The organism is Streptomyces rishiriensis, from assembly GCF_030815485.1.
GTDB lineage: Bacteria > Actinomycetota > Actinomycetes > Streptomycetales > Streptomycetaceae > Streptomyces > Streptomyces rishiriensis_A.
The window spans coordinates 5197942-5220843 of the sequence record NZ_JAUSWV010000002.1 but is presented as its reverse complement, the minus strand read 5'-3'; the positions used below and the strand labels follow the sequence as shown (position 1 = coordinate 5220843).

Genomic DNA, 22902 nt, shown 5'->3' with positions numbered 1-22902 from the left:
CTCCTGCTCCCGTTCACGCGCTCACCTCCCGGCAGGCGCGGTAGAAGTCGGTCCAGCCGGCGCGCTCCCGGACGACCGCCTCCAGGTACTCCTGCCACACGACCCGGTCGGCCGCCGGATCTCGGACCACGGCGCCGAGGACGCCCGCGGCCACGTCCCCCGCCCGCAGCACGCCGTCGCCGAAGTGCGCGGCCAGCGCGAGGCCGCCGGTGACGACGGAGATGGCCTCCGCGGTGGACAGCGTGCCGCTCGGCGACTTGACCTTCGTACGGCCGTCGGAGGTGACACCCGCGCGCAGTTCGCGGAAGACCGTCACCACCCGGCGGATCTCGTCGATCCCGTCGGGAGCGGCCGGCAGGTCGAGGGAGCGGCCGATCTGGTCGACGCGCCGGGCGACGATGTCCACCTCGGCCTCGACGCTTTCGGGCAACGGCAGCACCACCGTGTTGAAGCGGCGGCGCAGGGCGCTGGACAGTTCGTTGATCCCGCGGTCCCGGTCGTTGGCCGTGGCGATGAGATTGAACCCGCGGACCGCCTGCACCTCCTGCCCCAACTCCGGTATGGGGAGGGTCTTCTCCGACAGGATCGTGATGAGGGTGTCCTGCACGTCGGCCGGGATGCGGGTCAGCTCCTCCACCCGCACCGTCGCCCCCTCCGCCATGGCCCGCATGACGGGGCTGGGCACCAGCGCGTCCCGGCTCGGACCGTGGGCGAGCAGCTGCGCGTAGTTCCAGCCGTAGCGGATCGCCTCCTCCGGTGTGCCGGCGGTGCCCTGCACCAGCAGCGTCGAGTCACCGCTGACGGCCGCCGCCAGGTGTTCGGAGACCCAGGTCTTGGCGGTGCCCGGGACCCCGAGCAGGAGCAGGGCGCGGTCGGTGGCGAGGGTGGACACGGCGACCTCGACGATGCGGCGCGGGCCCACGTACTTCGGCGAGATCACCGTGCCGTCCGGCAGGACACCGCCGAGGAGATAGGTGGCGACGGCCCACGGCGACAGTTTCCAGCGGGCCGGGCGCGGGCGGTCGTCCTGGGCCGCGAGCACGGCGAGTTCGTCGGCGAAGGCGTCCTCGGCGTGCGGACGCAATGCTTCCGCCGAGTCGTTCCCACTCGGTTCCACGGACGTGGGTTCCGCCGTGGGATCTACGGACACGGACATGGCTGTGGCCCCCTCCAGCTCGGCCGGTTCGGCATCTGGTGTCCACCGTGCACCACGCCACTGACAATGCGATCCGACCTGCGAAAACGTCCTTCCGGCCGCCCTCGCCGGGCGGTCGGCGGGCGGCCGCCGGGTGCTCGCCGGACCGATTGTCAGTGGTGGGATCTACCTTCGATGGCATGACTCAGCAGGGGGTGCGCTGGACGGCGGACCAGGTGCTCGCACTGGCGCCTGACTCCACGTCACGCAAAGCGGGAAGCAAACTCGGCACGGCCGATCCGTGGTCGGGCACGGGCAGTTCGCGGGAGGGGGCGGTATGGGGCCTGTGCGAGGGCAGCGGCGGTACCCCGTACCGGACGGTCGTCGACACCGCGGACGGGGCCGGTCCGGCGTACAAATGCACTTGCCCGAGCCGCAAGTTCCCGTGCAAGCACGCGCTCGGGCTGCTGCTGCTCTGGGCGGACGGCGAGGGGGCTGTGGCGGCGGGACCGGTGCCGGACTGGGCCGAGCAGTGGATCGCGGGACGCAGGCGGACGGCGGGGAAGGGGGAGGCGGGTCCCACGGGTTCCGGGTCCGGCCCCGCCGATCCGGAGGGGGCGCGCCGCAGGGCGGAGCGGCGTGCCGAGCGGATCACCGCGGGGGCGACGGAACTGGAGGAGCGGCTCGCCGACCTGCTGCGCACGGGCCTGGCCGCGGCCGAGCAGTCCGGGTATGCGCTGTGGGAGGAGACGGCGGCCCGCATGGTCGACGCGCAGGCGCCCGGACTGGCGGCTCGGGTACGGGAGTTGGGTGCAGTTCCGGGGTCCGGTCCGGACTGGCCGGTGCGGTTGCTGGAGGAGTGCGCTCTGCTCCACCTTCTCGACCAGGGCTGGTTGCACCGTGCGGGACTGCCGGACGCCCTGGCGGCGACGGTCCGCGCCCGCGTGGGCCTGCCGTCCCCGCCGACGGGTCCGCCGGTCCGCGACCACTGGCTGGTGCTCGCCCAGTACGACACACCGGACCCGAGGCTGACGACCCGCCGCATCTGGCTGTACGGCACCGCCTCGGGCCGCACCGCGCTCCTGCTCTCCTACGGCGCGGCGGGCCGCGCACCGGAGCTCGCCCTGCCCGTCGGCCTCGCCCTGGACGCCGAGTTGTCCGCACACCCGGGCGCGGTACAGCAACGGGTATCGCTCGGCGAGCAGTTCGCCCCGCCGTTCCTCACCGGGAGCCGCCCCCCGGGCGGGACGACGACCGAGGCGACCGCCCGCTACGGCGAGACCCTGCGCCACGACCCCTGGCAGGACTCCGTCCCGGTGACGCTCGACAACGTCATACCGACCCCGGACGGCGACTCCTGGCAACTGGCCGACGCCGACGGCGACAGGGCGCTGCCGCTCACCCCCGCAGCGATCTCCCGCCCCGGCCTGTGGCGCCTGGTCGCCCTCTCGGGCGGCGCCCCCGTCAAGGTCTTCGGCGAGTGCGGCCACCGTGGCTTCACCCCGCTGACGGCCTGGCCGACGGGCCCCGGCGAGGCGGTACGCCTGTGCTGAACGAAGCCCGCAGCAGCGACCGGAACCACAACGACGGACCACGACGCGGGACCACGACGACGGCAGCAGAGGGAGGTTCCATGAACGCCGCCCGCCCCCTCACCCCACCGACCGCCTGGGAGGACCTGGTCACGGCCGCTCTCCTCGGAACGGACCGCCGTACGCCCCCGGGCACGGCTCCCGGCCGGGCCGCTCCGGCCGCCCTGTTGGACGCGGCGGCCGCGGAGACCGTACGCCGACGGGCCGGTCTGCGTCCCGGCCGGGCGGCCCCCCTGCCGGCGCCGGCCGCCGAGGACCCGCGTCCGGCACTGCCCGTCGCGGCGGCCCGCCGGCTCGCCTTCCTGCTGGCCGACCGACCCGGCAGCGGCTCGGGCGGCCGCAGAGGCACCGCACCGGATCTCATGGAGTTGCTGCCCCAGTGGCTGACGGCGGTGAACGCCCGGGGGTTCGCCGCACCCGCCGAGTCCCTCCCCGCGCTGCTGGACGCGGCGCGGGGGCGTACGGACCTGCGTCCGGCGGCGCTGGAGTTCGCCGGCCCGCGCGCCCTGTGGCTCGCCCGGCTGAACCCCGACTGGCGGTTCGCCCTGCGGGCGGCACCGGGCGGCGGCGCCTCGCTGCCGGGCCCCACGGAGACCGAACGCATCGAAAGGCTCTGGCAGGAGGGCCTGTTCGCCGAGCGGGTCGCCCTCCTGGCCACGATCCGCCTCCGCGACCCCGACGCGGCGCGCGAACTGCTCGCCGCGTCCTGGTCGGCGGAACGAGCCGAGGACCGACTGATGTTCCTCGACTCGCTGCGTGCCGGCCTCGGCCCACGGGACGAGCCCTTCCTGGAACAGGCCCTGACGGACCGGAGCCGCAATGTGCGGGCCACCGCCGCGGAGCTGCTCTCGGCGCTGCCGGGTTCGGCGCTCGCCGCGCGGATGGCGGTCCGGGCCGGCGCCTGCGTGGCCGTCGACCACACCGTCGACACGCCGACGCTCCTCGTGGAAGCCCCCCACGAGTGCGACGCGGCCATGGAACGTGACGGTGTGTCGGCCAAGGCGCCGCCCGGCCGGGGTGAGCGGTCCTGGTGGTTCGGGCAACTCGTGGAGGCTGCCCCGCTCGCCACCTGGAGGTCGCGCCTGGGCGGCCGTACGCCGGAGCAGATCGTTGCCCTGCCGGTGGCCGACGACTGGCTGGGCGAACTGCACGCGGCGTGGTGCCGGGCCGCCGTCCGGCAGCGCGACGCCGACTGGTCGCGGGCGCTGCTCGGGGTGCCGTCGGCGCCCGGCGCGGGCGGGCCGGGCGCGGTCTCCCTGGCCGAACGGGCCAAACTGCTGGGCACGCTTCCGGCGGCCGAACGGGCCGACTGGGTCGCCGGTTTCATCGCCGCCCACGGCCTCTCGGAGGCGTTCCAACTGCTCGGCGTATGCCCGGTACCGTGGGCGACACCGCTCGGCCGTGCCGTCGTCGACGCGCTCAACATCGCTCGGGACGCGGGCAGTTACCCCTGGAGCTTCAGCGGCGTCATGGGTTTGGCCGAACGCTGCCTCGACCCCGGGGAGGCAGCCCGCCTCGACGCCCTCCTGGCCGTACCGGACGAGCCGGAGGACGCCTCACCGGGCGCCGGCAGCTACTGGGCGGAGGCATTCCAACGGCTGGGAAGAACGCTCCGACTGCGGGCGGTGATGGCACAGGAACTGACCAGCCCCCCGGCCCCCACTTCCAGCCCACCCGACTGAGGAACACCGGTTCACCTGTCCCGCCGGCCCGACGGAGGACGCCGGTCCACCTCTCCCGCCGGCCCGACGGAGGACGCCGCTCCACCTGTCCAGCCGACCCGGCAGAGGAACGCCGGCCCGCCCATCCAGCCCGCCCGACCGGGGACGCCGACCAACGCGCTCAGCCCCCGACCGGGGGACGCCGGTTCACCTGTTGAGCCCGTCCGGCGATTGAGGACGAGGCCCGTTCAGGGCCGAACGGGGGTCTGGGGGCAGCGCCCCCAGGCAACGCCCACCCGAGCCACCTGCACATCCACGCGCAGACTCACCCGCACAACCACCCGTGAGAACCACCCGTGACATCCGCCCGCACGACAACCGGCTAGGCGCCGGCAGGCTGCCGCACGTTCGCTCGGACCCAGTCGACGATCGACGCGGTGGTCGCTCCCGGCGTGAAGATCTCCGCGACGCCCTTCTCCTTCAACGGCGCGATGTCCGCCTCCGGAATGATGCCCCCGCCGAACACCAGGATGTCCGCCGCGTCCCGCTCCTTCAGCAGCTCGATCACCGCGGCGAAGAGCGTGTTGTGGGCGCCGGACAGGATGGACAGACCGATCGCGTCGGCGTCCTCCTGGATCGCGGTTCCGACGATCTGCTCGGGCGTCTGGTGGAGCCCGGTGTAGATGACCTCCATACCGGCGTCGCGCAGCGCCCGCGCGATCACCTTGGCCCCGCGATCGTGGCCGTCGAGCCCCGGCTTGGCCACCACCACGCGGATCGGACCGGCTGCCACACCCATCACTGCCTCCATGAAGCGACTACGTCCATCCTCAACGGCACGGACACCCCGTGCCACACCGCCCGGGGAAGTGAACGAACGTTATCGCCAGCATCCCGCAAGCGGCAGTTTCACGGTGTGGACCGAGGGGGAAATCACACGAAGGGACATTTTCACCGCGCACCGTTCTCCCGCGCCACGGGAGAACGGTCGCACCGGGAGTCGCAAAGAGGTCGCCGTACCCACGCCGCCGGCCGCTGGCGTGGCGGCACGGCGCAACGGAAGGCACGATGGTCACGTAGGACAGGTAAGGCACGACAGCGGGGAGCCTCGTCGCCAGACCGGCAGGGTTCCTTGTGACGTCAGTGGTGTAACGGGTGTCACACAAGCCGTACACGCCCCGCGCTCCAGGCCCTGCCCGCCCCACTCCCTGCCGTGCCCGATCGACCTCCTCCACCGCGACTTCCACGAGGGCACACGGGGGACAGAGAAGTCCTCAGCGTGCCGACAGGAGGTCGGCCATGAAGGTCACCCGGGCACTACAGCCCTTTCTTCCGCTGTGTCAGCGTCTGTTGCCGGACCTGCGGACCCTTCCGGGCATCCTGAACCTCTCAAGCCTGCCGAACCTCCCAGGACTCCCCGGCCTGCCCGGCCTCCCGAGCAGACTGGCCGGACTCTCCCTGACCCTTCTCAAGGCGACGGCTCTGGACCTGGCGATCCTCGCGGGCCACCTGCTCCTCTACCCCTCCGGCATGGCGCAGGAGCGCCGAGCCGCCGCCCGGCCCGCGCTGCCCAGGGTGGCCGGTGCCGACGACCCCGCACAGCTGCCGACCAAGGGTCCGCTCCCGGTCGTCCTGCTGCACGGGTTCATCGACAACCGTTCCGTGTTCGTCCTGCTGCGCCGCAGCCTGGCCCAGCACGGCAGGCAGCGCGTGGAGTCGCTCAACTACTCCCCCCTGACCTGTGACATCCGGACCGCCGCCGAGCTGCTCGGCCGGCACATAGAGGAGATCTGCGAGCGCACCGGCAGTTCGCAGGTCGACGTGGTCGGGCACAGCCTGGGCGGCCTCATCGCCCGGTACTACGTGCAGCGGCTGGGCGGTGACGGCAGGGTCCGGACGCTGGTCACGCTGGGCACGCCGCACTCCGGCACCCGGGTGGCGCCGCTGGCGAACGCGCACCCGATCGTGCGCCAGATGCGCCCGGGCTCCGAGCTGATCGAGGAACTCTCCCGGCCGGCGCAGGGCTGTCGCACGCAGTTCGTCAGCTTCTGGAGCGACCTCGACCACCTCATGGACCCGCTGGAGTCGGCCTGCGTCGACCACCCCGACCTGTTGGTACAGAACGTTCGAGTGACCGGGATCGGCCACCTCGCCCTGCCGGTCCACCCGGCTGTCGCCACCGGCATACGGCAGGCCCTCGACACGGCACGTACGGGAGCGTCCGCCGGCGCGCGCACCGGCAGCCGAGCCGGCACCCGCACCGGCACTCAGACCGATGGCCTGACCGTGGCCTGACGCCGCCCCCGAGAGCGCCCCTGAGGACACTTCCACGGCGCCCGTGACGGCGTCCGACCTCCGATCAGCATCGAACGTCATTCGAACATAGGGCCAAACCCGCGCCCGCCGTCCCCCGAAACACGGCCGAATGCCCCTTTCCCGCAGGCATGAAACCTGCGGAAGATTGTCGTGCCCGCGTACTGCCGGGTACAGTCGCCGCACTGCTCTGGCAGCCCCTGTTGTCGGCGAAAGAGAAGTTGGTGAACGACCGTCACCCGTCGGGGATCATGACCACCCCGACCCCGGCTTCCGACGCCGTTTCGGCGCACTACGCGTCGTACGGCACCCAGGAAGCCCAGCACGACGGCTTCACCACGTACCCCGGTTACGAGAGCGGCGCCTTCGACACCGGCGCCCACGCCACCGGCCACTTCACACCGGCCGACCCGCTCTTCGGTGAACTCCCGGGCGACGGCACGAATCCCGCCACCGGCGCGTACGACAGCACCCAGTGGAGCACCGGCGGCCACCAGGCCCCGGACACGGGCGGTCACCAGACCCTGAACTACGACGGGTACGCGGCCCAGCACCACGCCTCGTACGACACGGGCGCGTACGACTCCACCGCCTGGTCCACCGGCCAGCACCAGCAGCTGAACGCCGTCCCACAGCAGGGCACGGCACCCGATGCCACCGGGCAGTGGGACGCGAGCGCCTGGCTCCAGCCCGACCGGTCCGTGAGCCCCGCCGACCAGACCCAGCAATGGGAATGGGGCACGCAGGCCTTCGACACCGGCGCCTACGACGCCACGCAGTGGAACTCCGACGGCGGCGAGGCCGGCCGGCACACCTCCGACGAACCGGAGCGGCAGGCCGAGGTCCCGTTCGACCAGCAGGCCACCGCCACCTTCGAACAGGTCGGACACGACGAACACGCCCCGGCCGAGGGTGAGTCGTCCGACGGCGTTCCGATGCCGCTCCTCGACGACCAGGAGGAGGCGGCCCCGGTTCCGGTCCCCGCGTCCGGCGGGCGGGCGGCCACCCGCAACGCGAACCGTTCCCGGCGCCGGATGCCCGCGAAGCGCTCCGCGCTGCTGACCGTGGCCGTCCCCTCGGCCTGTGTGATGGGGGTCGCCGGCATCGCCGCGGCCTCGGTCGGCACGCTGACCGGCGGCGACGACAAGGGCACGACGGCCTCCGCCTCGGACGCACAGCCGGTGAAACCGTCCGCCGCCAACAACAAGCTGGACGCCCAGCTCGAGACCCTCAGTGCCGAGGCCGACGACTTCGCCGACCGGGCCAGCCGGACGCAGGAACGTATCGACCTCAAGACACAGCAGGAAGCCGAGAAGAAGAAGGCGGCGGCCGAGGCGGCCCGCAAGGAGCGGCTGCGCCCCAAGTACGCCCTTCCGGTCGCTCAGCACGGCCTCAGCGCCTACTTCGGCCAGGCCGGCATCAACTGGATGTCCCAGCACACCGGCATCGACTTCCCCGTCTCCTACGGCACGACCGTGATGGCGGCGACCGACGGCACCGTACGGACGCAGTGGAACAGCGCCTACGGCAACATGATGATCGTGACGGCGAAGGACGGCACGGAGACCTGGTACTGCCACCTCTCCAGCTACCGCGTCTCCTCCGGGACGACGGTCAAGGCCGGCGACCCGATCGCGTACTCCGGCAACTCCGGCAACTCCACCGGCCCGCACCTGCACTTCGAGGTCCGGCCCGCGGGCGGCTCCGCGATCGACCCGCTGCCGTGGCTGCGCAGCCACGATCTCAACCCGACGTAGGCGCTCGCCCCGAGGCGAGCCCAGCGTGGCCGTGACCGCTCGCCGGGTGCGCATGAAGTGAGCCCCACCGTCGAAGCGGGGCCCCTTCGTGTGCGGACTACTTCATACGCGGAACTACTTCCCCTACGGAACTGCCTCACGCGCGGGACTACTTCCCCTGCGGAACTACCTCACGCGCGGGACTACTTCCCCTACGGAACTGCCTCACGCGCGGGACTGGTTCATGCGCGGGACCACCTCGTGCGCGCGACCACGACCACAGCCGCAGGCACGGCCGTGGTCGCTACAGCTTCTCCACCGGCGCGTACCGCAGCAGCAGGCGCTTCGGCTTGATGTCGCCGAAGTCGACCGTCGCCTCCGCGTTCGCTCCCGTGCCCTTCACGCCGACGACCGTGCCGAGACCGAACTGGTCGTGGGTGACGCGGTCGCCCACGGCCAGCGTGACCACCGGCTTGTCGGCGGACCGGCGGGTCGCGAAGCCGGACGCGCCCGCGGCCGAGGAACGCGAGCGGGACGAGGACAGCGACGCCGCCACGCCGGAGACGGGGCCGGAGGACACGGGCGCGGTCGCCCCCGTCCGCTTCCAGTCCACATGCGTCGGCGGGATCTCCTCCAGGAACCGGGAGGGCGGGTTGTACGACGGCTGCCCCCAGGCGCTGCGCAGCGCGGACCGCGTCAGGTAGAGCCGCTCCCGCGCGCGGGTGATGCCGACATAGGCCAGGCGGCGCTCCTCCTCGAGCTCCTTGGCCTGGCCGAGGGCGCGCATGTGCGGGAAGACGCCGTCCTCCATGCCCGTGAGGAAGACGACCGGGAACTCGAGTCCCTTGGCGGTGTGCAGGGTCATCAGGGTGATGACGCCCGAGCCGTCCTCCTCGTCGGGGATCTGGTCGGAGTCGGCGACCAGGGCGACCCGCTCCAGGAACGCGGAGAGCCCGACCGGCGCCACGGCCTCGCCCTCCGTCTCTCCCTCGGCCTCGCCGGCCTCCTGCTCGAACTCCAGGGCCACGGCGGCGAGTTCCTGGAGGTTCTCGATCCGCGTCTCGTCCTGCGGGTCGGTGGAGGCCTGCAACTCGGCGAGGTAGCCGGTGCGTTCGAGCACCGCCTCCAGGACCGTCGCCGGACCGGCGCCCGACTCGACGATCGTGCGGAGCTCCTCCATCAGCGCGTTGAACCGCTTCACGGCGTTCGTCGACCGCGAGGCCATGCCGTACGCCTCGTCGACGCGCTTCAGGGCCTGCGGGAAGCTGATCTTCTCCCGCTGGGAGAGGGCGTCGATCATCGCCTCGGCGCGGTCGCCGATGCCCCGCTTGGGCACGTTGAGGATCCGGCGCAGCGGCACCGAGTCCTCCGGGTTGGCCAGCACACGGAGGTAGGCCAGGACGTCCCGGACCTCCTTGCGCTCGTAGAAGCGGACTCCGCCGACGACCTTGTAGGGCAGGCCGACGCGGATGAAGATCTCTTCGAAGACACGGGACTGGGCGTTGGTGCGGTAGAAGACGGCGACATCGCCCGCCTTCGCGTCGCCCGCGTCCGTCAGCCGGTCTATCTCGTCGGCGACGAACTGCGCCTCGTCGTGCTCGGTGTCGGCGACGTAGCCGGTGATGCGCGCGCCCGCGCCCGCGTTGGTCCACAGGTTCTTGGGGCGACGTGACTCGTTGCGCTCGATGACGGCGTTGGCGGCGGACAGGATCGTCTGCGTGGAGCGGTAGTTCTGCTCGAGCAGGATCGTCGTAGCGTCCGGGTAGTCCTCCTCGAACTGGAGGATGTTGCGGATCGTCGCACCGCGGAAGGCGTAGATCGACTGGTCGGCGTCGCCGACGACGCAGAGTTCGGCCGGCGGCACGTCGTACTCGCCCGGGGGCACGTCGACGGGGTGCTCGGAGGTGCCGACCAGCTCGCGCACGAGGGCGTACTGGGCGTGGTTGGTGTCCTGGTACTCGTCGACCAGGACATGGCGGAACCGGCGGCGGTAGTGCTCGGCGACGTCCGGGAAGGCGCGCAGCAGATTGACCGTCGTCATGATCAGGTCGTCGAAGTCGAGGGCGTTCGCCTCGCGCAGCCGCGACTGGTACATCGCGTAGGCCTGGGCGAGGGTCTTCTCGAAACCGTCGGCCGCCTGGGCGGCGAAGTCCTCCTCGTCGATCAGCTCGTTCTTCAGGTTGCTGATCTTGGCGCTGAAGGACTTGGGCGGGTAGCGCTTGGGGTCCAGGTCCAGGTCCCGGCAGACCAGGGCCATGAGGCGCTTGGAGTCGGCCGCGTCGTAGATCGAGAACGACGACGTGAAACCGAGCTTCTTGCTCTCGCGGCGCAGGATGCGCACACACGCGCTGTGGAACGTCATCACCCACATCGCGTGCGCGCGCGGGCCGACGAGCGCTTCGACGCGCTCCTTCATCTCGCCCGCGGCCTTGTTGGTGAAGGTGATCGCGAGGATCTGCCCCGGGTGCACATGGCGCTCGGCGAGGAGGTGAGCGATGCGGTGGGTGAGCACGCGCGTCTTGCCGGAACCGGCCCCGGCCACGATGAGCAGCGGGGAGCCCGCGTGGGAGACGGCCGCGCGCTGGTTGTCGTTCAGCCCTTCCAGGAGCGCGGCCGCGTCCAGGACGGGGCGCGGGGCGCCGCCGCGGTAGTGGCTGTCCCGGTCCGGAGGCACGTCGAACTTCCCGCCGAACAGATCGTCCGGAAGCGACTCCGGTCCGTGATCGTCCTCGGGCGGTGGCGGGGGTTCCTCGTCGTGGGCACGGGGGCCCTGGAGGTTCGCCAGGAAGCTGTCGTCAAAGAGGCTGCTCATCGCTCTACGAGTCTAGGGGGCGCCACTGACAACCTGCCGCCGTCCCGGAAACATCCCTCACCTCACCCTGCGGCACACTCCTGTCACGATCGGCGACCCGCGCGGTCGCGACGTGGGTTCCCGACCGAAGGTCACGAAAATGTATCGGGCATATCGCCCATCAACCTTCACACGGACCACACGAGTTGGTTACCGTGCCGAGCAGGCCGTACGACCCCCACCGGCGAACCCCGCCGGACCGCACGGCCTCCGCCGAGTCCGACGCGTCCGCTCACGCCGACGGAACCGGGGACCCACCGGGGCCTGGGTGAATCGGCCCGACGCCCCCTTGGGGACGGGTCGTAGGGCAACCCTTCCGAGCCACCTGCCCGCACCCTCCCCCCAGCGCCTGGCCGGTCTGGGAGGGACCCACCGCTGACCCCGGCAGGCGGAGCACTGGAAGGAGTCGCCTCCCTTGGCGTCGCAGCACCGCAAGCCGCGCTCCGCGGGCACGCGCGTGGCGGGCATACGCACCCCCTCTCTCGCCACCGCCGCCCTCACGTCCGTGGCCCTGCTCTCCCAGACGGCGAACGCCGCTCCGTCGGACGACGGCAAGCCGAGTCTGGAGGAGGTCGAGAAGAAGGTCGACGACCTCTACCGCCAGGCGGAGTCGGCGACCGAGAAGTACAACGCCGTCAAGGAGAAGACGACCAGGCAGCGCAAGCGCGCGGACGGCCTCCTGAACGACGTCGCGCAGCGCACCCAGAAGCTCAACGAGGCGCGGGAGGAGCTGGGTTCGTACGCCGCGGCCCAGTACCGCACCGGCGCCTCCGCGCCCGACACGGCGTCGTTCCTGCTCGCGGACACCCCGCAGGACTACTTCGACCAGCACCACCTGATGAGCCGGCTGACCGACCGCCGGAAGGGCGCGGTCGACGACTACGTCACCGGGCAGTCCGCGACGATGAGGCAGCGCCAGGAGGCCAGCGAGAGCCTGGCGACGCTCACCGACTCGCAGAAGGACCTGCGGACCGCCAAGGCCACCGTCCAGAAGAAGCTCGGTGACGCGCGCGAGCTGCTGTCCCAGCTGACGGCCCAGGAGAAGGCGCGCCTCGCGGCGATCGAGAGGCAGCGGCAGGAGGAGGCCGCGCGCAAGGCGGCGGAGCTCGCCCGGCAGCAGGCGGCGGAGCAGGCGGTCGCGGCCCAGCAGGACAGCGGCGGCACGGCGTCGGGCACCGGGTCGTCCTCGACCGCCCCCTCCTCCGCCGAGGCCCCCTCGTACGCCACCAAGGCCGACAAGGCGCTCGCCTTCGCCCGCGCACAGATCGGCAAGCCGTACGTCTGGGGCGCGACGGGCCCCGACTCCTACGACTGCTCCGGCCTCACCCAGGCCGCCTGGAAGGCCGCCGGCGTCACCCTCCCGCGCACCACCTACGACCAGGTGAGCGCGGGCACCACGGTCGCCCTCGCCGACGCCCGGCCCGGCGACCTGGTCTTCTTCTACGACGACGTCAGCCATGTCGGCGTCTACATCGGCAACGGCATGATGATCCACGCCCCGAAGCCGGGCGCGTACGTCCGCGAGGAGTCGGTCTTCTACGACGGCGAGTCGGGCCTCCACAGCGTGATACGCCCGGCCTGAGGATTCTGAGGATCCTGAGCTTGCTGGGTTCCTGCGCTTGCCGGGGCCTTGAGGTCGCTGGGGTTCCGGATGACGGGCGGCACGCGCGCGTGGGGCCGCGTGGCACATGCGCGCCGGGCACGCGCGCGTGGAGCACTCTTCTGCGAGCCACGCCGGGCACGCGCGCGTGGGGCTTCGTTTCCGAGCGGCGTGACCGGCGTGACCGGCGCCTTCCCCGGCGTCGGCCCGCGCCTTGCACGCGCCGTGCACGCGCAGAATTCTGCGCACCCGCGCGCGTGCCCCGCTTCCGCAGCGCGCGGTGCTCCTTAGCATCGGCCGCATGCCCGGCTCCCCCGCCCTCCCGTCACCGGCGCCCTCCCCCGGCTCCCCACTGCGCGTCTGGTGGGCGCAGCGGCCACCGGCGGCGGGGGCGGCGGTCATGGCGACCGGCATCCTGTCGATCGGACTTCACCTGACGGGACACGACGTCCTGTCCCGCGTCGCCCTGGTGATGGCGGGCGCCGCTTGGGTGGCGCTGGCCGCGGACTTCGTCATACGGCTGGTGCGCAACCGCGAGCGGTGGCTGACGGAGGCGGGCACGCCCGGAGCGCTGACCGCGGTGGCGGCGACGACCGTGCTCGGCACGCGTGTCGCCGCGCTCGGCCGGCACACCCTCTCGGAGGCCCTGCTGGCGCTGGCGGCGGTGCTGTGGCCCGTACTGCTCGTGACCGTCGTACGGCGGTGGGAGCGGGGCATGCCGGGCTCGGTGTTCCTGTGCTGCGTGGCCACCCAGGGGCTCGCCGTGCAGGGAGCGGTCCTCGCCGAGGCGGAGGCGGCGGCCTGGCTCGCGCACACGGCGCTCGTGCTGTTCTGGCTGGGACTCGTGGAGTACGGCGTCGCCCTGGCCCTCTTCGACCCGCGGCAACCGGCCGAGGGCGCCGGGGACCAGTGGGTGGCGGGCGGCGCGCTCGCCATCTCGGCGCTGGCGGGGGCGGGACTGCTCGCGGCCGACGACGGGGGCCTGTACCTGTGGAACGCCGACGACAGCGGCGTGCTGCGCACGGTGACCCTGGCGCTGCTGGTGCTCTCCCTGGTCTGGTACGCCGTCCTGCTCGTCGCCGAGGTGCGCTGGCCGCGGCCTCGCTACGACATGTGCCGCTGGGCGACCGTGTTCCCGATGGGGATGACGGCGGCGGCGACGCTCTCCGTCGCCGCCGCCCTCGACGTGCCGTCGCTGAAGGGGCCGGGGCAGGTGCTGCTGTGGATCGCGGTGGCCGCGTGGTCGGCGGTCGCCGCGGCGGCTCTGGCCACGGCCCTGGCGTCCGTCAGGTCCAGAGCACCGCGATGAAGACGTTCGCCACGGTCAGCAGTCCGACCAGGCCGAACAGGGGCTTCTCCACCGTCTCGTCGTCCCGCTTCACATAGACGAGGCCGAGGATCACGATCAGCAGTGCCAGCTTCACACCGATCTTGATGTTGTTGACGTGCTGGTCGTCCGCCTGGTTCAGGCCGACCAGGATCACGCCGGTGACCAGCATCGTCGCCGCGCCGTGGAGCATAGCGGGGACGAAGCGGGCCGTGCCCCGGCCCATCGCCTTCAGCTGTGTGAGGAAGCCGCCGAGGAGCGCGGCGATGCCGATGATGTGCAGGCCGACGAAAAGATGGATGAGTACGTCCATGAAGCCGGATGCTAGCCAGCCGTGCCGGGGTCACCCGCCACCGGCCCTCCCGTTCGGCCTCAGGTGCATATATGCGTCCCATAGCACCGTGCCGCTCCGACGTGTCCCGAAATAACCGTTTCGGTCATCGCGGCGCGCGAAGCCGACGGCCCGGGCCCGGTTTTTCGGGCATGTGTGATCACGACGCGGTCCACTCGTGTCACTTCCGCACTTCGCGTTACCGGGCTGTCACACCCGGGCCTAGCGTCCTGCCCCAGGTGACCGGCTCCCCACCGCCGCCCGGGCCACGGGCGGCAGTCGGCCACCACCGCCGAGAAGGTCCGGCGGCGTCCCGCTCCCCCTGTGCGGGCCGTCGCCGGACGCGTCAGCCGCCCTCCGGGGCCGTCCGTCCGCTCCCCCGACGGCTCCCCGGAGGGTGTACGGGCGGACGAGGCGGTCGTACGAAAGGACGTGCAGTCCCACGTGGCAGCGCACCGCAAGCCCCGACAGCGCTCGCTCGGCGGCCAGACGGCCCGCACGGCGTTCACCCTCGCTCTCGCGGGCGCCGCGACGGCGACGGCCTTCGACGGGACCGGACAGGCCGAGCCGAACCTGACCCCGTCCCAGGTCGAGGCGAAGGTGGCGAAGCTCTACCAGGAGGCGGAGGCAGCCACCGAGAAGTACAACGGCGCCCGGGAGAAGGCGACGGCGGCCGAGCAGCGACTGAAGAGCCTGCGGGACGAGGCGGCGCGCAAGGAGGAGAAGCTCAACGCGGCGCGGGAGACGCTGGGTTCGATGGCGGCGGCGCAGTACCGAAGCACCGGGCTCGACCCGGCCGTGCAACTGGCGCTCTCCGACGACCCCGACCGGTACCTCGACGGCGCCGCCTTCGCCGAACGGGCCGGGGACCGCCAGTCGGCCGCCGTCACCCGAGTACGCAGACAGCTGCGGGAGATCGAGCAGCTGCGCGGCGCCGCGCGCGTCGAGCTGACCTCGCTCCGGACGCGCCAGGCCGAATTGAAGACCCACAAGAAGGCGATCACCGGCAAACTCGAGGCTGCGCGCCGCCTGCTGAACCGGCTGACGGCGGCGGAGCGGTCCCGGATCGGCGAGGCAACGAGCGGCGGCAGCGCGAGCGGCCGCGCCTCACGCTCCTCGACGGACGGACGCGACAGCCTCCAGACCCCGGGCACCGCCACCGCCGAAGCGCCCAACTCCCGTGCCGCCGAGGCCGTTTCCTACGCCTACTCCAAGCTCGGCAGCCCGTACGTCTGGGGCGCGACCGGGCCGAACGCCTTCGACTGCTCGGGCCTCGTGCTCGCCTCGTACCGCTCCGCCGGCGTCTCCCTGCCTCGCACCACCTACGCCCAGATCGGCGCCGGACAGCGCGTCTCCCGCTCCGAACTCCTCCCGGGCGACCTGGTGTTCTTCTACTCCGGCATCACCCACGTCGGCCTCTACATCGGCGACGGCCAGATGATCCACGCGCCGAACCCGTCGGCCCCGGTGCGGGTGGCCCCGATCGACGAGATGCCGTTCGCGGGCGCGACCCGGGTGGTGTGAGGGCCCGTGCAGGACCGCCCGTGTCGGACCGCCCGTGCCTCACACCAGCCGTCGCGCCGTCGCCCAGCGGGTCAGCTCGTGCCGGTTGGACAGCTGCAGCTTGCGCAGCACCGCCGAGACGTGCGACTCGACCGTCTTGACGGAGATGAAGAGCTGCTTGGCGATCTCCTTGTAGGCGTACCCACGGGCGATGAGCCGCAGCACCTCGCGCTCGCGCTGGGTGAGACGGTCCAGATCCTCGTCGACCGGCGGGGCGTCCGTCGAGGCGAAGGCGTCGAGGACGAACCCGGCGAGGCGAGGCGAGAAGACGGCGTCGCCCTCCTGCACCCGGAAGATGGAGTCCACCAGATCGGTGCCGGTGATCGTCTTGGTGACATAGCCCCGTGCGCCGCCTCTGATCACCCCGATCACATCCTCCGCCGCGTCCGACACGGACAGGGCGAGGAAGCGCACCGGCTGCTCGGCGTCGGACATCAACGGAGCGCAGCGGCGCAGCACTTCGACCCCGCCGCCGCCCGGCAGATGAACGTCGAGGAGCACCACCTCGGGCCGCGTCGCGGTGATCACCGTGACCGCCTGGTCGACGTCCGCCGCCTCGCCGACGACCTCGACCCCGGTCTGCTCGGTCTGGCCGATCTCGGCCTGCACTCCCGTACGGAACATGCGGTGGTCGTCGACGAGCACCACGCGCACATGGCGTCCGCCCGTGCCGCCGCCGGGTGCCTTCGTCGGCCCGGCCGCCTCCGCCGCTCCCCCAGTGCCGTTCGTGCCGGTCGTTTCGGTCGGGTCGCTCATGACGTCTTCTCCGCCCTCTCCATCTCCAGTTCGACCTCCGTGCCGCCGCCCGGGACGGCCCGCAGCCGCGCCGTGCCGCCGTGGCGCTCCATGCGGCCGATGATCGATTCTCTGACGCCCATGCGGTCGGCGGGTATCGAGTCGAGGTCGAAGCCGGGTCCGCGGTCCCGGACGGACACGAAGACCGTCCTGCCCTCGACTTCGGCGTAGACCTGCACGGCGCCGCCCTCGCCACCGTACTTGGCCGCGTTCACCATCGCCTCACGCGCGGCCTGCATCTGTGCCCCGACCCCTTCGTCGAGCGGACAGTCGCCGACGACGACGACCTCGATGGGGACGCCGTGCTTGTCCTCCACCTCGGCGGCGTTCCGCCGCACCGCGTCGGCGACCGTGGTGGGCTCGTCGGCCTCCTCCTTGCCGGTGCCCTCGGGTCTGTAGAGCCAGGTGCGCAGGTCGCGCTCCTGGGCACGGGCGAGGCGGCGCACCTCCCCGGCGTTCTCCGCGTTGCGCTGGATCAGGGTCAGCGTGTGCAGCACCGAGTCGTGGACGTGCGCGGCGACCTCCGCGCGCTCCTGGGCCCGGATGCGCATCAGACGCTCCTCGGAGAGGTCCTGGGTCATCCGGACCAGGTAGGGACCGGCGAGGAGCGTGATGCCGACGAGCACGGCGAGCGCCGCCTGGAGCACGGAACCGAGGTGGGCGGCCGAGCCCTGGAGGACGAAGATGCCGGAGACACCGGCCGTGACCAGCAGGACGCCGGCGCCCGCCCGCAGGAGCGTGAGCGTACGGCGTCTGCGGCCGACCTCGACCCAGCGGGCCCGGCGCGCGTTGTCCGCCTGGCGCCAGACCAGGGCGACTCCGGCGCCGACGAGGACGGCGGGCAGCAGATACGCCTTGGCGCCGCTGCCCAGGTTCACATTGCCCACGAAGACCATGGCGACGACGACCATGAGGAGCAGCGCGACGATCTGCCCCTTGTCCGGTTTGCGGGCCACGAGCCTGCGACGGCCGTCGGGTGCGGTCTCGGTGCCGACGAGCGCCGGGGGCTTCTGATCGCCGACCCCGCCGACCCCCAGCGGTACGAAGAACCAGAAGGCCGCGTAGAGCAGGGCGCCGAGACCGTCCGCCATGAACAGACCGGCGAAGACGAGCCGCACCCACACCACGGGCAGCCCGAGATGCCCGGCGAGCCCCCGCGCCACGCCACCGAGCCAGCGTCCGTCACTGCTGCGGTAGAGCTTGCGCGGCGGCCGCGGTTCGACGAGTGGCACTGCTGCGGCTTCCGGCATGCCAACGATGGTCACACGGGCCCCGGTCCCGGGCATCAGGGTTCGCCCCCGAGACGCCCCTGATCTCCTGGTTCCTCGGCCGTCGAACGCCTCCCCCGGCCCGGATCAGGGCCGATATCAGGGTCCGACCAGGGTCATTCCGGCTGCCGCGAGGGCGGCTCGCCCGCCACCATGGACTTATGACAGATCACCAGCACGCCGCGGACGCCGTGCCCAACGGGGGCACCGCGCCCGACGCGGCCGCCCCGTCCCCCGGCGCCCGGGGCACCGCGGGTGAGGATTCGCGGGCGCACGAGCGGGCGGGCGCGCATGAGCGGGCGGGCGCGCACGGGGAACAGGGAGAGGACGCGGAACGCCGCCCGTCGGCGGGCACCGGCGAGGGCGCGGACGACAGGACAGTGGTCGAGGCGGCCACCGAGGCCGCGACAGCCGCGGCGGCGGCCGGCACGGGAACCGGCGGCGGGACGGGAGCCGACGACGGTTCACCGGACGGGATCCGAGGACCGGGGCCAGGCAGGGGACCGGACGCCGGCCGGCGGTCCGGAGCAGACCACGAGCCGGTAGCGAGCCACCGAGGAACAGGCGAGGGACCGGGAGCGAGCCACCGACCCGGAACAGGCCACGAACCGGGAACGAGCCACGGACCCGGAAGAGGCAAGGGACCGCAAGCAAGCCGCGGGCCCGGAGCAAGCCAGGGGCCAGGCGGAAGCCCGGGACCCGCAGCCGGCGGCAGGTCGGCAGGCGGAAGCAGGGGGTCGGGAGGCCCGCAGGCGCCGCAGGAGGCCGCAGCTGTCGGGCTCGCGCCCAAGCTCCGGCGGGACCGGGAGCACAAGGTGCTCGCCGGGGTGTGCGCGGGCCTCGGGCGGCAGTGCGACATGGACCCGGTGATCTTCCGGATCACGCTGGCCGTGCTCTCCGCGACCGGTGGCATCGGCCTCATCTTCTACGGCTTCGCCTGGCTCTTCGTCCCCTACTCCGACGACGAACAGAACGAGGTGCGCAGGCTTCTGACCGGCCGGGTCGACGGCCAGGCCCTCGCGGCCGTGCTGTTCGCGCTGGTCGGCTGCGGGGTGTTCCTGTCGATGCTGAACAACGGCAGCGTGCTGGCCTTCGCCGTCGTCGTCTCCTTTCTCCTCGCGGGCGCCGGCTACTGGTCACGGCACCGGGACTCCTCGGACCCCGACCCGCTGGCCGCGCAGGCCGTGGCCGACGCCCCGCCGGAGGCCCAGGCACCGCCGGTCCCCTCCGCCTACCCGTCCTGGTGGCGCGACCCCATCGTCAAGGACGGCACACACGACGGCGGCACGGGCTATCTGTGGGGTCCCTGGGACGCCCGCGCCCGGGACTTCACGGCGACCATCGACGTCGACCTCGTCGGCCACACGCGCCGACCCGAGGACATACGGGCCCCGCACAAGCCGTACGCCGGGCCGCGCGGCCCGCGTTGGATCGGCGGCTGGCTCTTCCTGCTCGCCGCGCTCGCGGCCGGTCTCGTCACCCGGCTCACCTGGGACGACCACCCGCTGGGCACCAGCCTCCAGGCGGGACTCGCGGTCGCGCTCATGGTGCTCGGCGTGGGTATCGCGGTCAGCTCGTTCCTCGGGCGGACCGGCGCCGGGTCGGTGTTCCTGGCGATCGTCACGGCGGGCCTGCTGGCCGGTACGACGGTCCTGCCCAAGGACATCGGGACGCGGTGGGTCGACACGGTGTGGCAGCCGGCGGCGGTGGCGGACGTACGGACGGCCTACGACCTGGGCACCGGGGACGGCACCCTGGACCTGTCCCGGCTGGAACTCGCGAAGGGACAGACGGTGAGCACCAACGCCGAGGTGGGGGCGGGCCGGCTACGGGTGATCGTCCCGCCGGACGTGACCGTGAAGGTGAGGATCGACGTGGGGCTGGGAGACATCCAGCTGCCGGGCGACGACGAGAAGGATGTGGACGTGCAGCCGGGCAAGCACAAGGAGGTGACCCTGTCGCCGGTCTCGGGCGGCAAGGACTCCGGGACCATCGACCTGGACCTCCAGGTCGGGGTGGGACAGGCGGAGGTGGCCCGTGCTGCGTCATGAGTTCCAGCCCGGCAGGCTGGTCGCCGGCGCCTTCTTCACCCTCGCGGGCGTCATCTACGCAGGTGACGCGGGCGGCCTCTGGGAGACCCCGTGGTTCGTGGTGATCCCGGTCGTCACAGCCGGCCTCTGCCTGGCGGGCGCGACCGGCGTCGTGGCGAGGAGCATACGCAGACGCCGGAACCCGTCCCGCCGGACCACCCCGGCCGGGACCGGCCCGGACCCGGCCGCCTGACCGACCGCCCCCTGACCCCACGTCCCTCGACAACCGCACCCCTCTACCGCCCGTCAGCCACCCGCCGGCCGACCGGTCGGCCCCCCGCCCAGTCGGCCCCCCGCCCAGTCGGCCCCCCGCCCAGTCGGCCCTCCGACCGTCCGACGTCATGGTCCGAGGCGTCGGAGGGCTTCCGGTCGAAGGGCCTCACAGGGCCCCGGGCCTCACGGACACCAGGCGTCGAAGGGTCACCGGTCGTACGTCTCACAGGGCTCCGACCTCAAGGGCCAGGCGTCGGAGGGCCGCCGGCCCAAGGGTGTCACAGGGCTCCGACCCTCAAGGACCAGGCGTCGAAAGGCCGCCGGTCGAAGGGCCGCACAAGGCTCGGGCCCTCGGACCCTCAGGACCAGGCGTCGAGGGCCTCACAAGGCTCGGGCGCCCGATCGCTGTCGCCGCCTGGAGCGCCAGGCGGCGTCGAGGGAGAGGACGGGGGCGCCGGCGAGGACCAGGGGCAGCCAGGCCATCAGGTAGGCGAGATCGTTGCCGTAGTAGTACGGGTCCGAGGCCCAGCTCACCGTCAGCCACAGGCTGAGCGAGATCAGCGCGCCGCCGAGCGCGGCGAGTCGGGTGAGGACGCCCAGCAGGGTGCCGATACCGACGGCCAGTTCGCCGAAGGCCATGGCGTAGCCGAAGCCGACGGGGCTCTTCAGGGCCATGTCGACCAGGGCCGGGATGACCGAGGAGTCACGGACGGCGCGCATGGTGTCACCGATGGAGCCGGCGCCGCTGTCCTTCAGGAAGGCGCCGTCGGTGAGTTTGTCGAGGCCGGCGTAGATGAAGGTGACGCCCAGGAAGATGCGCAGGGGAAGGAGGGCGTACCGGGTGGCGGTGTCCCGCCAGTCGCGGCCGCCGCCTTCGAGATAGGGGGGGTAGGTATCCGTCCGCATGCCATGAGTCATCGCCCGTAGCCGCCTCTCGCCCGGTGGTGGGACCCCTCGACAGACCATACGTACGAAATGGGGGGTGCGCTCAACTGTTTGCACGAGCTGTCCGCACCACTGGTTCACTTCGGCCGGTCGATTCACTTCGGCCGGTCGCCCCGCCCGGGTCCGGAGTCCACTCCACCCGCCGGTTCAGTCCGTGACGTCGATCGCGTACCGGTTCGTCTCCGCACCGGCGGCCGTGACGACCTGCACGTCCACCCGGCCCGGTTCCACGTCCGCGGGGACGGGGACGGTGAGGACGGCGTCGGTGGGGTTGCTGAAGCCGCCGGTGACCGGCACCAGGGGGACGTGGACATGGACCGGGCCGATACGGACGACCATGCGGGAGAGCCGGTCGGCGGTCTGGGCGCCGGGTGGGACGAATCCGGCGCCGCGGATCTCGATGTCGTCGCCGGTGCGGATGGGGGCGTCGAGGTCGCCGGCCTCGCGGGAGCGGACGACGGAGAGGATGACGGGACGGCCGCCCTCCGCGTACTTGCCGGCGAGGTAGGTCGCGGCCGAGACGAGGACCACGACCGCCAGGCCCCAGGGAAGGTCGGGCAGCTGGTCGGGCCGGCGGGCCAGCCGGACCGCGGCGAAGACGAGGGCGACGGCGCCGATCACGACGTACTGGATGTCGGCGAAGGTGCCGCGGCCGGCGTCGTCGGTCAGCAGGTCGGCAGCCCGGGGGCGGTCGGCGCGGATCTTCTGGAGCCGCTGGCCGAGGACCCGCAGGCCGACCACCCGGCGCACCAGCACGGCGATCCCGCAGACGACGGCGAGGACGGTCACCACGCCGGCGCCGCGGGAGAGGTCGAGCCCGGCGAGCAGCGCGTCGCGTTCGGCGTGGCCGGAGGCGGCGGCGAGCCGGCCCACCAGGACCAGCACGGCGTAGGCCACGAGCAGTAGCCAGGCGACGGCGACTGCGCGCGAGGTGGAGAGGCGGTTGTCCTCGCCGATCACGGGGGCGAGCGCCCCGCCGCGCGTCCGGTGGAACCAGGAGGCGGCGGTCAGTGCTCCGGCGACGACGAGCGCGGCGATGAGTCCGGCGGTGCGGGCGTCGGTCCAGCCCGCGCCGATCGCGGTCAGTGACTGCGCCAGCAACAGGGCCACGACCGCCACCCACACGGTGACCGTCGTGCGGAGCCACAGACGGGACAGCCAGGCCTCGCCCTCGGCGCGGCCGCGTTCGGCGACGAGTTCGGCGGACTGGGTGAGCTCCTCGGAGACCCATTGACGGGAGGCCGAGACGGAGTGGGCGACGGCGGCCGGCAGGCCGTGTCCGGCCGCGAACCCGTCCCGCTGCACCAGGAACTCGGCCACCGCTCGCCGGTGTCCCGCACGGGCCCCGTGCGGGCAGTCCCCGCAGGTACAGCCACCCTCGTGGACGCCCGGCCCCCTGCGCGACTCCGTGCCCTGTCTCGCCTCCTGCACCGCCATGTCCGACGCCCGCCTTCCCCACGACCCGATCGGATGGCGGCCCTT

The 22902-nt window shown here is 72.5% G+C and carries 17 protein-coding genes; 9 read left to right on the top strand and 8 right to left on the bottom strand.

Annotated elements, in window-relative coordinates; translation table 11 throughout:
• Window positions 1-13: 13 nt before the first annotated feature.
• Window positions 14-1156: an ATP-binding protein gene (locus QF030_RS25825; RefSeq protein WP_307164991.1), complete on the bottom strand. Its 1143-nt coding sequence runs from the start codon at window positions 1154-1156 to the stop codon at window positions 14-16.
• Between the two features lie 179 nt (window positions 1157-1335).
• On the opposite strand from QF030_RS25825, the gene QF030_RS25820 reads away from it, so the two are divergent.
• Both QF030_RS25820 and QF030_RS25815 read left to right on the top strand, forming a co-directional pair.
• Window positions 1336-2688 carry an SWIM zinc finger family protein gene (locus QF030_RS25820; RefSeq protein ID WP_307164990.1) on the top strand — a complete coding sequence of 451 codons (1353 nt, stop codon included), beginning with the start codon at window positions 1336-1338 and terminating at the stop codon, window positions 2686-2688.
• An 80-nt stretch (window positions 2689-2768) separates the two neighbouring features.
• Window positions 2769-4409 (top strand): DUF5691 domain-containing protein, encoded by a 1641-nt coding sequence (locus tag QF030_RS25815; protein ID WP_307164989.1) that lies wholly within the window; start codon window positions 2769-2771, stop codon window positions 4407-4409.
• A 361-nt stretch (window positions 4410-4770) separates the two neighbouring features.
• On the opposite strand, the gene QF030_RS25810 is transcribed toward QF030_RS25815, so the two are convergent.
• On the bottom strand, window positions 4771-5187 hold the full coding sequence (locus tag QF030_RS25810) for a cobalamin B12-binding domain-containing protein (RefSeq protein WP_020132112.1): 417 nt from the start codon (window positions 5185-5187) through the stop codon (window positions 4771-4773).
• A 500-nt stretch (window positions 5188-5687) separates the two neighbouring features.
• On the opposite strand from QF030_RS25810, the gene QF030_RS25805 reads away from it, so the two are divergent.
• Both QF030_RS25805 and QF030_RS25800 read left to right on the top strand, forming a co-directional pair.
• A complete protein-coding gene (locus QF030_RS25805) occupies window positions 5688-6683 on the top strand; it encodes an esterase/lipase family protein (protein WP_307164988.1) in 996 nt (331 codons plus the stop codon).
• 242 nt (window positions 6684-6925) lie between these two features.
• Window positions 6926-8458, top strand: a complete 1533-nt coding sequence (locus tag QF030_RS25800) for a M23 family metallopeptidase (protein WP_307164987.1) — start codon at window positions 6926-6928, stop codon at window positions 8456-8458.
• A gap of 283 nt (window positions 8459-8741) precedes the next feature.
• Here QF030_RS25800 and pcrA read toward each other — a convergent pair whose 3' ends face one another.
• A complete protein-coding gene (gene pcrA, locus QF030_RS25795) occupies window positions 8742-11249 on the bottom strand; it encodes a DNA helicase PcrA (protein ID WP_307164986.1) in 2508 nt (835 codons plus the stop codon).
• 454 nt (window positions 11250-11703) lie between these two features.
• Here pcrA and QF030_RS25790 point away from each other — a divergent pair, with 454 nt between their 5' ends.
• Together QF030_RS25790 and QF030_RS25785 are read left to right on the top strand one after the other, a co-directional pair.
• On the top strand, window positions 11704-12870 hold the full coding sequence (locus QF030_RS25790; protein WP_307164985.1) for a C40 family peptidase: 1167 nt from the start codon (window positions 11704-11706) through the stop codon (window positions 12868-12870).
• A gap of 319 nt (window positions 12871-13189) precedes the next feature.
• Window positions 13190-14197 (top strand): tellurite resistance/C4-dicarboxylate transporter family protein, encoded by a 1008-nt coding sequence (locus tag QF030_RS25785; RefSeq protein WP_307164984.1) that lies wholly within the window; start codon window positions 13190-13192, stop codon window positions 14195-14197.
• Here the strand turns inward: QF030_RS25785 and QF030_RS25780 are convergent.
• Window positions 14175-14528, bottom strand: a complete 354-nt coding sequence (locus QF030_RS25780) for a hypothetical protein (RefSeq protein WP_307164983.1) — start codon at window positions 14526-14528, stop codon at window positions 14175-14177. The two genes, QF030_RS25785 and QF030_RS25780, sit on opposite strands and share 23 nt — an antisense overlap.
• Before the next feature lie 462 nt (window positions 14529-14990).
• On the opposite strand from QF030_RS25780, the gene QF030_RS25775 reads away from it, so the two are divergent.
• Entirely contained in the window at window positions 14991-16070 is a 1080-nt protein-coding gene (locus QF030_RS25775) for a C40 family peptidase (protein ID WP_307164982.1), read from the top strand.
• Window positions 16071-16109: 39 nt separating this feature from the next.
• Here the strand turns inward: QF030_RS25775 and QF030_RS25770 are convergent, their stop codons facing one another.
• Together QF030_RS25770 and QF030_RS25765 are read right to left on the bottom strand one after the other, a co-directional pair.
• On the bottom strand, window positions 16110-16865 hold the full coding sequence (locus tag QF030_RS25770; RefSeq protein WP_307164981.1) for a LuxR C-terminal-related transcriptional regulator: 756 nt from the start codon (window positions 16863-16865) through the stop codon (window positions 16110-16112).
• Window positions 16862-18190, bottom strand: coding sequence for an ATP-binding protein (locus tag QF030_RS25765; protein ID WP_373428806.1), 1329 nt, complete (start codon window positions 18188-18190; stop codon window positions 16862-16864). The genes QF030_RS25770 and QF030_RS25765 overlap by 4 nt, the downstream gene beginning before the upstream one ends.
• A gap of 458 nt (window positions 18191-18648) precedes the next feature.
• On the opposite strand from QF030_RS25765, the gene QF030_RS25760 reads away from it, so the two are divergent.
• Entirely contained in the window at window positions 18649-20223 is a 1575-nt protein-coding gene (locus QF030_RS25760) for a PspC domain-containing protein (RefSeq protein WP_373428912.1), read from the top strand.
• Window positions 20210-20455 (top strand): hypothetical protein, encoded by a 246-nt coding sequence (locus QF030_RS25755; RefSeq protein WP_307164979.1) that lies wholly within the window; start codon window positions 20210-20212, stop codon window positions 20453-20455. The genes QF030_RS25760 and QF030_RS25755 overlap by 14 nt, the downstream gene beginning before the upstream one ends.
• 401 nt (window positions 20456-20856) lie before the next feature.
• Here the strand turns inward: QF030_RS25755 and QF030_RS25750 are convergent, their stop codons facing one another.
• Both QF030_RS25750 and QF030_RS25745 read right to left on the bottom strand, forming a co-directional pair.
• Complete coding sequence (locus QF030_RS25750) at window positions 20857-21393, bottom strand: DoxX family protein (protein WP_307164978.1); 537 nt, start codon at window positions 21391-21393, stop codon at window positions 20857-20859.
• A gap of 174 nt (window positions 21394-21567) precedes the next feature.
• Window positions 21568-22857 (bottom strand): hypothetical protein, encoded by a 1290-nt coding sequence (locus QF030_RS25745; protein WP_307164977.1) that lies wholly within the window; start codon window positions 22855-22857, stop codon window positions 21568-21570.
• Window positions 22858-22902: the final 45 nt, after the last annotated feature.

Excerpts from the sequence above, each read along its gene's own strand:
- QF030_RS25825 (WP_307164991.1), bottom strand. The coding sequence starts at position 1,156 with ATGTCCGTGTCCGTAGATCCCACGGCGGAACCCACGTCCGTGGAACCG.
- QF030_RS25820 (WP_307164990.1), top strand. The coding sequence starts at position 1,336 with ATGACTCAGCAGGGGGTGCGCTGGACGGCGGACCAGGTGCTCGCACTG.
- QF030_RS25815 (WP_307164989.1), top strand. The coding sequence starts at position 2,769 with ATGAACGCCGCCCGCCCCCTCACCCCACCGACCGCCTGGGAGGACCTG.
- QF030_RS25810 (WP_020132112.1), bottom strand. The coding sequence starts at position 5,187 with ATGGGTGTGGCAGCCGGTCCGATCCGCGTGGTGGTGGCCAAGCCGGGG.
- QF030_RS25805 (WP_307164988.1), top strand. The coding sequence starts at position 5,688 with ATGAAGGTCACCCGGGCACTACAGCCCTTTCTTCCGCTGTGTCAGCGT.
- pcrA (WP_307164986.1), bottom strand. The coding sequence starts at position 11,249 with ATGAGCAGCCTCTTTGACGACAGCTTCCTGGCGAACCTCCAGGGCCCC.
- QF030_RS25785 (WP_307164984.1), top strand. The coding sequence starts at position 13,190 with ATGCCCGGCTCCCCCGCCCTCCCGTCACCGGCGCCCTCCCCCGGCTCC.
- QF030_RS25780 (WP_307164983.1), bottom strand. The coding sequence starts at position 14,528 with ATGGACGTACTCATCCATCTTTTCGTCGGCCTGCACATCATCGGCATC.
- QF030_RS25770 (WP_307164981.1), bottom strand. The coding sequence starts at position 16,865 with ATGAGCGACCCGACCGAAACGACCGGCACGAACGGCACTGGGGGAGCG.
- QF030_RS25765 (WP_373428806.1), bottom strand. The coding sequence starts at position 18,190 with ATGCCCGGGACCGGGGCCCGTGTGACCATCGTTGGCATGCCGGAAGCC.
- QF030_RS25750 (WP_307164978.1), bottom strand. The coding sequence starts at position 21,393 with ATGACTCATGGCATGCGGACGGATACCTACCCCCCCTATCTCGAAGGC.
- QF030_RS25745 (WP_307164977.1), bottom strand. The coding sequence starts at position 22,857 with ATGGCGGTGCAGGAGGCGAGACAGGGCACGGAGTCGCGCAGGGGGCCG.